An 11,716-nucleotide genomic window follows, 5' to 3' on the forward strand; every position below is an offset into this window, starting at 1 on the left:
AAATCCTTTTAAATTTTTCAAACACATATGGCCTGCTCAGGTTGTTGCTTTCACATCACAAAGCAGCATAGGAACAATTCCTGTTACAGTCAAATCTTTAAAAAATTCAGGAGTGTCCGAAAGCATTGCATCATTTGTTGCACCTCTTGGAGCAAACATGGGAATGCCTGGATGCGCAGGAATATGGCCTACACTTCTTGCTGTATTTGCAATAAATGCTCTTGGAATTGAATATTCAGTATCACAGTATGTTATTCTCATAGCACTTACTACAGTTGTAAGCATAGGAACTGTTGGAGTTCCAGGAACATCAACCATTACAACAACAGCTGTGTTTGCTGCGGCAGGTCTTCCTATTGAAATAATAGTGCTTATGACGCCAATAAGCTCAATAGTTGACATGGCCCGTACAGCAACTAATGTTACAGCAGCTGCAACAAGTTCACTTCTTGTTGCCAAAAGCGAAAATGAACTTGATATAGACAAGTACAATGGAAAAGTTTTGCAGTCATAAATATAAACTCTGACTTATATCGTGTCACAGTTAATAGAAAGTTTAAAAGTTTTGCAAAAATAAGCACCCAGGTGCTTATTTTTATTTCTATTCATACTATATTTTTTACATTAATTGACTTTTGAAAAAAACTGAAGTACAATGAAATTGAAAACGATATCAATTGTATTGGGAGGTATTATGAATAATGAATTTTTTGTTCCATCCTTTGATAACACAAAACTTTTTGCAAAAAAGGATATCCCGTCAGAGCCTAAAGGAATTGTGCTCATAGTGCACGGCCTTTGTGAACATCAGGGAAGATATGACTATCTTACAAAAAAACTTTATGAAAGCGGTTATGGAGTTTTCCGCTTTGACCACAGGGGGCATGGAAGGTCAGAAGGAAAGAAAGTTTTCTATAGTAATTTTAACGAACTTATTGATGATGTTAATTTTTTTGTAGACATGGCAAAGAAGGAATATCCCTCTATTCCTTTATTTGTGCTGGGACACAGCATGGGCGGATTTGCAGTTTCGATGTTCGGCATAAAATATCCAGGCAAAGCAAACGGATTTGTAATGTCCGGAGCACTTACAAGAAACAACATTGGACTTGCTTCTGATTTGCCTAGAGATTTGCCTGTTGATACATATTTCCCAAATGAACTGGGCGGAGGAGTTTGCTCTGACCCTAATGTTGTTGAAGCTTACGCCAATGACCCTTATGTAGAAAAACAAATATCTGCAGGACTATTCTACGAAGTTTTCAAGGGAGTGGAATGGGTTAAGGAAAATTCAGAAAAATTTGCTGACCCGGTGCTTCTTCTTCATGGCTGCAACGACGGTCTTGTAAGCGAAAAGGATTCAAGGGATTTCTTCGGAGACATTTCATCCAAAGACAAAAGTCTTAAAATATATCCGCTATTGTTCCATGAAATCTACAATGAGCCTGTAAAAGACGAAGTAATACTTGATACAACAAACTGGCTTGACAAGAGAACAATCTAATAAATATAAAATGTTAAAAACAAGCTGCTGCACAGTGAAACTGGGCAACAGCTTGTTTGAATTATGAAACATTGTTTTTCCTGAAATTATATTTTAAAAATCCATTTTTTGTAGTAGAATATTATATCATACTATGAAAGCTGGAGATTATGAACTGGATAAAAGCTATAAAAAACTATGAACCTTGCTGTTATCAGGAAGTAAACGACAAGGAAATAATGATTAAATTTACAGATGAGTTTGATGATGTGCTTACAAGAAACAATAAAGTAGCACACATGACCAGCTCTGCTTTTGTTGTAAACAAAAAAAGAGACAAGGTGCTCATGGTGCATCACAACATTTACAATGCGTGGTCATGGACAGGCGGGCATGCTGACGGCGATGAGGATTTATTTTGTGTAGCAATGAAGGAATTAAATGAAGAAACAGGTATAAGAAATTTTTCATCTTTAAGCGACAGTATTGTATCGCTTGACATCATACCTGTATATGGTCACATTAAAAACGGAAAATACGTATCTCCTCATCTTCATTTTAATGCTGCATTTCTCTTTGAAGCTGACGAACATGAAGAACTCATTGTCAAGGCTGATGAAAACAGCGGTGTAACATGGATACCATCTTTAGAAATAGATTCATATTCCAATGAAAAACACATGATAAACATATATTTTAAAATTTTATCAAAGTTGAAATAATTCTGTGAGAATAAAATGCTTCTTGCTGTGAATAATAAGATTAAAATTCAGAAGGAGCAATGTTATGGAAAAACATGAAATGTCAGAAGAACCGGAAGTACCATTGAAGCAACCTGTTGCTGTGCAGCTTAAACAAGGTGAAGACTACTACTACTGCACATGCGGAAAAAGCGGCACTCAGCCATTTTGCGATGGTTCTCATGAAGGAACTTCTTTCACTCCCCTAAAGTTTACAGCTACACTTGACGGAACATCTCATTTGTGCGGTTGTAAGCACACAAAAAATCCTCCATACTGTGACGGAACACATGAAGAACTATGATTTTAAAACTTCGTTTCGCTAATTAGAAACGAAGTTTTTTTATGCCCTAACCCAGGTTTTTCGACCGTAGCCATAAAAATCATCCAATATTATTAACATTAAAATGATGTATTCAATGAAGAAAATACTTGTATTTTAATCACTATTCAATATGTGTTGGATAAATTAGTTTAATATGTTATAATTATATATATTATAAAAGGAGCTGAGAAGATGATTTATTCTAATGATGATGTAATACAGGGATTTGACGAAGAACTTAGATATCTTAACCTTTTATCAAAACAATTCCCTACAATTGCATCAGCATGCACTGAGATAATAAACTTGCAGGCAATATTAAACCTTCCTAAAGGAACAGAACATTTTTTGTCTGACATTCACGGAGAATGCGAGTCATTTAATCACGTCATTAAAAACGGATCCGGGAATATAAAGCGAAAGATAACCGAAGTTTATGGAGACACATTAAGCGAGAAAGAAATTAAAAGCCTTGCAACTCTGATCTATTATCCGGAACAAAAATTGGAAATCATTCATAAGCAGGAAGAAGACATTGAAGAATGGTACAGAATAACCATTTACAGACTTATTGAAATAAGCAGAAAAGCAGCATTCAAATATTCCAGAATGAAGGTAAGAAAAGCACTTCCTGAGGAATTTGCATACATAATAGAAGAATTAATGCACAGGGGACCTGAAGAATACGATAAGGAAGAATATTACAGCGGAATTATAAAAGCAATTATAAAAATAGGAAGAGCAGATGAATTCATTATTGCCATGTCAAAGCTTATTCAAAGACTTGTAATTGACAGATTACACATTGTAGGTGACATATTTGACAGAGGCCCGGGAGCTGATGTTGTAATGGACACCATAACAAAGTACCACTCCGTGGACATTCAGTGGGGAAACCACGATGTATTATGGATGGGAGCTGCTGCAGGCAGTGTAGCATGCATTGCAACAGTCCTAAGAATCTGCGCAAGATATGTCAACCTTGATATCATTGAAGACGGGTATGGAATCAACATGCTTCCTCTTGCAACATTTGCACTGGAATTTTACGGCAGAGATGAATGTGCTTCATTTAAGCCCATAGTTGAAAGCGACAAAATATATACGGACAACGACCTTAAGCTTATTGCAAAAATGCACAAGGCAATATCAATCATTCAGTTCAAGCTAGAAGGAGAAATTATCAAAAGGCGCCCACATTTTAACATGGAAGATAGACTCCTGCTTAATAAAATAAATTACAGCGAAGGAACAATAGAACTAAATGGAAAAACTTACAGTTTAAACGACAAGAGCTTTCCAACAATAAATCCTGATAACCCATATGAACTTACTCAAGAAGAAAGTGAGCTTATGGAAAAACTCAAGTCATCGTTTTTAAACAGTGAAAAGCTGCAGAAGCATGTGAGATTTTTGTTTTCCAACGGCAGCATGTATCTTAAATTTAATTCAAACCTTCTTTATCACGGCTGCATTCCTGTCAATGAGGATGGAAGTTTCAAGAAGGTTAAGATTGGATCATCGGGAAAATACTACAGCGGAAAATCCTATTTTGACAGGCTTGAAATACTTGTGAGAGAAGGTTATTTCCACATAAACAATCCCGAAGCAAGACTCTACGGCATGGATATAACATGGTACCTGTGGACAGGGCCTGATTCACCTTTGTTCGGCAAGGATAAGATGACAACATTTGAAAGGTATTTCATAGACGACAAACAAACACATGTAGAAAAGAAGAGCCCTTACTTCAAGCTTGAAGACAGCGAAAAAATGTGCAGGATGATTTTCGAGGAATTTGGTCTGAATCCGGAAGTTTCTCACATAATAAACGGACACATGCCTGTAAAATTAAAAAGCGGCGAAAGTCCCATAAGAGCAAACGGAAAGCTTTTAGTAATAGACGGTGGTTTTTCAAGAGCTTATCAAAAAGCCACAGGCATTGCAGGTTACACTCTCATATACAATTCCTATGGACTGCTGCTTGTATCTCATGATCCTTTTGAATCAACACAGGTGGCAATTGAAGAAGAAAAGGACATTCATTCAACCACCATGGTTCTTGAAAAGGAAGTTGAAAGAAAAAGGGTTCGGGATACAGACGACGGAGAAAAATTAATAGCTCAGATTAAAGATCTTGAAATGCTCCTGGATGCATATCGCATAGGACTCATAAAAGAGCAAAGATAACATAAAATAAAAAGCATTCCGTGAATGCTTTTTATTTTTATGTATTAATTTCCAACATTTGAAACTAAGGCGTCATATAGTTTTTTTAGAGCTTTTTTTTCTATTCTTGACACATATGATCTTGAAATTCCCAGGAGCTTTGCAATTTCCCTCTGAGTTTTGTGTTCGTTGTTTCTTATGCCGTACCTCATTTCTATGATACTCTTTTCTCTTTTTTGAAGTGTTTTGTCCAGTATTTCATCCAATGCCTTAATTTTTTCTTCCTTGTCGAGGCGCCCTACAATTTCTTCGCCTTCGTATTTTATAATATCAATGAGATATATGTTGTTGCCTTCCTTATCTGTTCCCAAAGGTCCTTGGAGTGAAATTTCTTTTTTTAATTTTTTGTCGCTTCGTATTGTCATTAAAACTTCGTTGTCGATGCACTTGGCCGCATATGTAGCAAGCCGTATGCCCTTGTTGTTGTCAAAGGTTGAAACTGCTTTTATTAATCCGATTGTCCCTATAGATATTAAATCTTCCTGGTCTATGCCTACTGTCTTATATTTTTTTATTACATGGGCAACCAGCCTTAGATTTCTTTCTATAAGAGTGTTTCGCGCTTCTTTGTCACCATCTTTCGATTTTTGTATGAGCTCGAATTCTTCATCCTTGTTTAATGGTTGAGGGAATGAACTCCCACTGGTTATATAACCAAAGATGAATATTGACAATGGAAAGATTAGCTGCAATACATTTTCTATCAAAAAAACACCCCCAGAGTTATACATTATATGCTGAAGATTTGAAAAAACTGTATGTACACTTTTTAATTATTTTATTTTTTTATATATTAGAATGGAAATAGTATTATTTTTCGGGCAATATATAAATTTTGATAAAATGCGACCTTATATGACTTAAATCACGTTTACATAAATTAAAAATATGTAATATTCAAGCCGAAGCTTGAATATTACATGAATTTATCTGTAAAAACGGCTTATACCGTGATTGTTGTGGGTTCCCGGAGCTGAAGGAGTAGTAGGTGTTGCCGGTGTAGTTGGAGTGCGTGGCGTTGTTGGCATAGTCGGCGTAGTTGGCATCGTCGGTGTTCGTGGAGCTGCAGGAGTTTCCGGCATTGTTGTATGATCACCGTTCATATTGTGTAAAAATTCATGCATTTCTTCCAGGCATTCCATGTTCCTGGTCAGCTCAATAAGCTGTTCACATGTCATTTCCATAGGCATATTTGAACCTGGCATTGTAACTCCTGGATACACATTTCTATCTCCAGGCATCTGCGGCATCGCCGGAAGATTTCCAGGCTGGTTAAATTCAGGCATTCTCATGTCAGAGCCCCTTGGAAGTGCAGGCATATCTCCATCTGGAAGATTATCCATTTCACTTTCAGGAATGAATGGTGCCATGCCAGGTCCCGGAGCAGTGGGCATACTTGGCATAGACGGCATACCAGGCATAGACGGCATACTAGGCATGTTCGGCATGCTTGGCATTGTAGGAGAATTGTTTCCTGTCATGAAGGGCATGGAAGGAAAATAATTCTGCATGTACATGCTGTTTCCATATGGGGGCATTCCAGGCACTGATCCCATGTTCATTCTTTGTGCATAGTTTATGGGGTCATTGCTGTAAGGCATCGAATTATAATGCGGCGTATTATTTCTATAATTTGAATAACTCATATATATCCTCCAAAAAATTTTGTAATTTATTATTAATATACGTAAGAAAAGGATTTTAGTGAATTAAAAGTAAAAATTGTTTCTTTACTAATTCAACAACTTCAATTACAATATATACTGGCAGGAGGAATCACTATGCATTTAACGAACTTACATACTCACACTTTATACTGCGACGGTATGTACAGCGCAGAAGACATGATATTGGCTGCAATAAACTTAAAGTTTCAATCAATAGGAATATCCACCCACGGACCCACGCCATTTGTTTCAGACTGGAACATTCAGAGTGGACGTATCGAAAACTATATGGAAGAAATAACAATTTTAAAAGAAAAATACAAAAATCAAATTGATGTGTTCCTGGGAATGGAACTGGACTATATTCCGGGAATAGGTTTTGATGAACTGTCAAGGTCATTAATAAAAAGGCTTGACTACTACATAGGTTCTGTTCATTACCTGGGGTATTTTGAAAGCGGCATCATGTGGACCGTTGACTATAACCTGGAAGAGCTTACCCAGGGTATCAAGGAAAGCTTTGGAGGAAATGCAAGGCATGCAGTACAATCATACTACAGCATGATTTCTGAAATGGCAATAAATTATGAGCCGCCAATAATCGGCCATTTGGATTTATTTAAAAAGAACAACAAAGACAATATTTTGTTTGATGAAAAAGAGGATTGGTATGTGAAGGCAGTTGAAAACTGCCTGAAGGTCATAAAAAACACATCATGCTCAATTGAAATAAATACCGGAGGAATTGCAAGAGGATACACAAAGGAACAGTATCCGTCCACATTAATTTTAAAAATGATAAAGGACATGGAAATCCCTGTTGTTATAAATTCTGACGCCCACACAAAAGAGGGAATTGACTGCAAGTTTACTGAGATGTATGACCTTGTGAGGGAGCTTGGATTTAACAGTCTAAACTACCTTACAAAAGAAGGATGGTCAAAGCAAAATATTTAAACAAGGAAATATGTGTAAAATTCAAAAATATATGATATAATATTATACCAACATAAGGAGATGAAATAATGATAAATATTTTACTTGTAACACACGGAGATTTCGGCAAGGAATTATTGAAGAGTTCTGAACTTATAATAGGTAAAATTGAAGGAGCACAAAGCATATCATTTCATCAGGGGGAAAGTTTTGACGAGCTTTTAAGTCAGGTTGAAGAAACAGTCGAAAAACTTTCCAAGGACGATCTGATTGTTTTTACTGACATGTACGGCGGAAGCCCATACAATGCGGTTTTAAGAACAATGAAAAACAGAAAATTCTATCATATAACAGGAATAAATTTTCCGCTGTTTATTGACATTGCTGTAAGCAGGGATTCATACACAATGGAGGAAGTTGCGGAAAAAATAATCAAAAACGGAAAAAAGAGCATAGTGTTTGTAAATGAGAAGTTCTCTACAGACTAATGGAGGAATAATGAAGAATGTAGTATTGTCCAGAATAGACGACAGGCTTCTGCACGGGCAGGTCGTTGTTTCCTGGATACCATATATTAAAGCCAACGAAGTTGTAATTGTTGACAATGAATATGCAGAAGACGAATTCATGTCGGAATTGATAAAACACGCAGCACCTGAAAATATAAAAGTAAATTTGTTTAGCGTTGCTGGTGCAGCAGATTATCTTAAAGGCAGCGATGATGGTTCAAGGATTTTAATCCTTTCAAGATGTATTGAAAATATAAATGAATTAATAAATCAAAACGTTGAAATTAAATGCGTCAATGTTGGTGGACTTGGAAATGTCAAAGGCCGCGAAAGGTATTTAAACTCAATTCACCTAAGCAGCCAGGAAATTGAAATACTGAAAAGTATAGCTAAGAAAAATATTGCAGTCGATATAAAAATGCTTCCAAATGACAAAGCAGTGTCAGTTGAATAGGTAGAAAAATGACTGCATTTAATTTCATTTTAATAAGCATTTTGTACTTTTGGGCAAGCAGTACGGCACTGTCCTTGGGAATAGGATATTACACAGTATACAGACCGGTTGTATCGGGTTTCATGACCGGACTGATTCTTGGAGATCCTTTTTTGGGAATGGCTGCCGGAGCTGTGGTCAATGTTATTTATATGAACTTTGTTTCAACAGGAGGATCCTTTAAAGGAGATCAGTGCCTGACAGCGGTAATTGCTGCCTCTGCAGCGATACTTTTAGGTCTTGGTCCTGTGGAAGCATCAGCTTTTGCGTATCCTTTCGGATATTTGGGAATATTAATATGGAAGTACAGGCTGAACATCAATCACATATTTGTAAACAAGTACGAGAAATCATATGAGGAAGGGAAAAATCCAGACATCAGTCTTTATGACGGTTTGTATCCTCAGCTTTTGTTGTACCTCATGAGCAGTTTTGTTGTGGGGGCTGCATTTTTGATAATGTCGCTGTTTGATAACATGATCGTTGAATATTATGAAAACATCAAAATATTTTTGTTCATGGCAGGGATGTTTTTAGTATCTTATTCTGTAATAAGCATATTGGCAAATCTTAAAAACAAGTATGCTTATATAAGCTTCGGATTGTTTTTTCTTGCTGTAATTATTTTTAACATTGGTTCATACTGGTTTTTAGCAGCTGCAGCAATAATTCTTTTTGCTTTGTCAAATAAAAATTTCCGCATGGATAATAAAAGAAGCAATAAAAACAATAATATTAACAAGAAGGATCTCATGTATGCATGGTTCATATGGATGAATTTTTCCCATTCATGCTACAGCTATGACAGGCTGCAGGGATTAGCATTTGCACACAGCATGAAAAACATCTTTAAAAAGCTCTATAATGAAAAAAATGAAGTATCACGTGCAATTCACAGACATACAGAATTTTTTAACACTGAACCTAATATGGGTACTCCTATACATGGATACATAATTTCTGTAGAGGAACAGGCATCTTTAAATGCAAATGATACAGACACAGCATATATTAAAAAGGGAATGATGGGAATTGCTGCAGGATTAGGGGATTCTTACACTCAGGTAGTGCTTACGCCTTTGTTTATTTCATTGTCGGTGATGATGTGCGTGGATGGAATTTATACAGCAGCATTTTTGCCTATTCTTTATCTGGCCGGATCAATATTGTTCATATCATATTCTGGTTGGATGAACGGTTATTATTCAGGACGTGAATACCTTTTAGAAAGAATCAACACTGTTAAAAATTCCAAGATTAAAAAACATTTTCCTCATATATTTTCAGGAATACTTGGAGTTGCTGTTGCAAAACTAATTTTAACAAGCCTTGAATCCACAAACACTGTTTATACTCTATCATCTGTAGTATTGTCAGCTGCAGCTTACTGGGTAATCAAGAGGAGCAAAAGATGAAAAATAGAAAAGTAGGAATTATGGGCGGTACATTTGACCCCATTCATACAGGACATTTGGTTGTTGCCAATGAAGTGCTTAACTTCTATGGACTGGAAGAAATAATTTTTATACCGGCCGGAAATCCTCCTCACAAGAAGGGTACTGTGGCAGAATCATTAGACAGGTATGTTATGACAGAGATAGCTGTTTTGTCAAACGATAGATTTAAGGTTTCAGACATTGAAATAAAAAAAGATGGTAAAAGTTATACATTAAACACATTGATGGAGTTAACAAAAAAATATCCTGATGCCGAATTTTATTTCATAACGGGAACAGATGCGGTAATTGAGCTTCCAAGCTGGCGGGAGCCGGAAAAGCTTCTTAAACTATGCAGGTTTGTAGCAGTTTCAAGGCCAGGAATAAGCATGGAGGATGCAAAGGCTAAAATTTCTGAAATAAACAAGATGTTTAAAAGCAACATTGAGTTATTTCAGGCACCAATGCTTCAAATTTCTTCAACTAATATCAGACAGAGATTAATGGATGGAAAATCAGCCAAGTATCTGCTGCCGGAATCTGTTGAGCAATATATCATCAAAAACAATTTGTATGAGGAATGATTTAGGATGAATTTAGATGAAATGAAAGATATTCTTGAAAAATCCATTGGACAAAAGCGCTACATCCATTCACTGGGAACAATGGAAGAAGCAGTGCGCTTAAGTGTTTTATACGGAGCAGACAAGGAAAAGGCAAGAATAGCAGGACTTTTGCATGACTGCGGCAAGTCCATGGAGAAAGACGACAACCTTACACATGCTGCAAAAAGCGCTGAACTTGCCAGGACAATCTACCAGGTCTATGATGATGAAATTATAAATGCAATTCTTTATCACACCACTGGAAGAGAGAACATGACAATTCTTGAAAAAATTATTTATCTTGCAGACAAGACAGAACCTTGCAGAAAATATGATGGCGTTGAAGATTTAAGAAAACTTGCCGATTTTAACATAAATGATGCTTTGATATATTCTTTGGAAAGAACAATAGAATATGTGGAACAAAAAAATCAGAATCTTGACATAGAATCAATAAAAACATTGGAATTCCTGAAGGAGGAAAAATGAATTTAGACAAAAAAAACATTGAAACAATATTGAAAGCATGTGACAACAAGAAAGCTTACAATTTCGTTGTTTTGGATGTATCCAAAACAAGCTCCATAACTGATTACTTCATAATATGCAGCGGCAACAACGAAAGACAGACTGTTGCCATAGCTGAAGAAGTGATTGAAAAAGGATCTAAAGAAGGTGTAGACTTCTACTATACAGAAGGCTTCGACACAGGAAGATGGGTGTTATTAGAAACGGACAACATAATTGTTCATATCTTCCACAAGGATGAAAGAGAAATATATGACCTTGAATCCTTATGGTTTGACAACAATTCAATAGATGTTGAACAATATGGAATAAAAAATTGGAAATAGGAGGAGGATGTTATGTCAAATATAACCATTCAAACAAGCAATGCACCTGCTGCAGTAGGTCCTTATTCACAGGCTCAAAAGGCAGGTAATACAATTTATGTTTCAGGACAGCTGGCTTTTAACCCTGCAACAGGAGAACTGTACAAAGACGGCGACATAAAGGAAGAAACAAGATTGTCTCTTATGAACGTAAAGGCAATTCTTGAAGCTGCAGGAGCAACATTGAACGATGTTGTTAAATGCACAGTATACATCAAGGACATGAATCAATTCGGCCTTATTAATGAAATGTATGCAGAAATGTTTAAAGACCATAAACCTGCAAGAGTATGCGTTGAAGTTGCAAGACTTCCAAGAGATGCTAACGTAGAAATTGATGCAATAGCAGTTATTGAATAAAATAAAAAATTCAGGATATTTTAGATATCCTTAATTTTTT

At 36.2% G+C, this 11,716-nt stretch carries 15 protein-coding genes; 13 read left to right on the plus strand and 2 right to left on the minus strand.

Features of this window, described 5'->3' with window-relative positions:
* From BN358_RS19725 to BN358_RS19745, 5 genes are all read left to right on the plus strand, one after another.
* Positions 1-514: dicarboxylate/amino acid:cation symporter (locus BN358_RS19725; protein WP_019230261.1), on the plus strand; the 514-nt coding region annotated here is incomplete at its 5' end.
* Positions 515-694: 180 nt separating this feature from the next.
* On the plus strand, positions 695-1,504 hold the full coding sequence (locus BN358_RS19730; protein WP_019230262.1) for an alpha/beta hydrolase: 810 nt from the start codon (positions 695-697) through the stop codon (positions 1,502-1,504).
* Between the two features lie 149 nt (positions 1,505-1,653).
* On the plus strand, positions 1,654-2,205 hold the full coding sequence (locus BN358_RS19735; RefSeq protein ID WP_019230263.1) for an NUDIX hydrolase: 552 nt from the start codon (positions 1,654-1,656) through the stop codon (positions 2,203-2,205).
* A gap of 64 nt (positions 2,206-2,269) precedes the next feature.
* The gene (locus BN358_RS19740) at positions 2,270-2,527 is read left to right on the plus strand and encodes a CDGSH iron-sulfur domain-containing protein (protein ID WP_019230264.1); all 258 of its coding nucleotides are present in this window, start codon (positions 2,270-2,272) and stop codon (positions 2,525-2,527) included.
* 213 nt (positions 2,528-2,740) lie between these two features.
* Positions 2,741-4,738 carry a fructose-bisphosphatase class III gene (locus BN358_RS19745; RefSeq protein WP_019230265.1) on the plus strand — a complete coding sequence of 666 codons (1,998 nt, stop codon included), beginning with the start codon at positions 2,741-2,743 and terminating at the stop codon, positions 4,736-4,738.
* Positions 4,739-4,782: 44 nt separating this feature from the next.
* Here the strand turns inward: BN358_RS19745 and sigK are convergent, their stop codons facing one another.
* A complete protein-coding gene (gene sigK / locus BN358_RS19750) occupies positions 4,783-5,484 on the minus strand; it encodes an RNA polymerase sporulation sigma factor SigK (RefSeq protein WP_019230266.1) in 702 nt (233 codons plus the stop codon).
* 219 nt (positions 5,485-5,703) lie between these two features.
* A complete protein-coding gene (locus BN358_RS19755) occupies positions 5,704-6,423 on the minus strand; it encodes a hypothetical protein (RefSeq protein ID WP_019230267.1) in 720 nt (239 codons plus the stop codon).
* Positions 6,424-6,558: 135 nt separating this feature from the next.
* Here BN358_RS19755 and hisJ point away from each other — a divergent pair, with 135 nt between their 5' ends.
* From hisJ to BN358_RS19795, 8 genes are all read left to right on the plus strand, one after another.
* Positions 6,559-7,401, plus strand: a complete 843-nt coding sequence (gene hisJ, locus BN358_RS19760) for a histidinol-phosphatase HisJ (RefSeq protein ID WP_019230268.1) — start codon at positions 6,559-6,561, stop codon at positions 7,399-7,401.
* Positions 7,402-7,469: 68 nt separating this feature from the next.
* A complete protein-coding gene (locus tag BN358_RS19765; protein ID WP_019230269.1) occupies positions 7,470-7,868 on the plus strand; it encodes a PTS sugar transporter subunit IIA in 399 nt (132 codons plus the stop codon).
* 10 nt (positions 7,869-7,878) lie between these two features.
* The gene (locus tag BN358_RS19770; RefSeq protein WP_019230270.1) at positions 7,879-8,343 is read left to right on the plus strand and encodes a PTS sugar transporter subunit IIB; all 465 of its coding nucleotides are present in this window, start codon (positions 7,879-7,881) and stop codon (positions 8,341-8,343) included.
* Between the two features lie 8 nt (positions 8,344-8,351).
* The gene (locus BN358_RS19775) at positions 8,352-9,797 is read left to right on the plus strand and encodes a PTS system mannose/fructose/sorbose family transporter subunit IID (protein ID WP_019230271.1); all 1,446 of its coding nucleotides are present in this window, start codon (positions 8,352-8,354) and stop codon (positions 9,795-9,797) included.
* Entirely contained in the window at positions 9,794-10,402 is a 609-nt protein-coding gene (nadD, locus tag BN358_RS19780; RefSeq protein ID WP_019230272.1) for a nicotinate-nucleotide adenylyltransferase, read from the plus strand. The genes BN358_RS19775 and nadD overlap by 4 nt, the downstream gene beginning before the upstream one ends.
* A gap of 6 nt (positions 10,403-10,408) precedes the next feature.
* Entirely contained in the window at positions 10,409-10,912 is a 504-nt protein-coding gene (gene yqeK, locus BN358_RS19785; RefSeq protein WP_019230273.1) for a bis(5'-nucleosyl)-tetraphosphatase (symmetrical) YqeK, read from the plus strand.
* Positions 10,909-11,277 (plus strand): ribosome silencing factor, encoded by a 369-nt coding sequence (rsfS, locus tag BN358_RS19790; RefSeq protein WP_019230274.1) that lies wholly within the window; start codon positions 10,909-10,911, stop codon positions 11,275-11,277. The genes yqeK and rsfS overlap by 4 nt, the downstream gene beginning before the upstream one ends.
* Before the next feature lie 12 nt (positions 11,278-11,289).
* Positions 11,290-11,676, plus strand: coding sequence for a RidA family protein (locus tag BN358_RS19795; protein WP_019230275.1), 387 nt, complete (start codon positions 11,290-11,292; stop codon positions 11,674-11,676).
* The last annotated feature ends 40 nt before the right edge of the window (positions 11,677-11,716 follow it).

Source organism: Sedimentibacter sp. B4 (assembly GCF_000309315.1).
In the GTDB taxonomy this organism is placed as follows: Bacteria; Bacillota; Clostridia; order Tissierellales; family Sedimentibacteraceae; genus Sedimentibacter; species Sedimentibacter saalensis.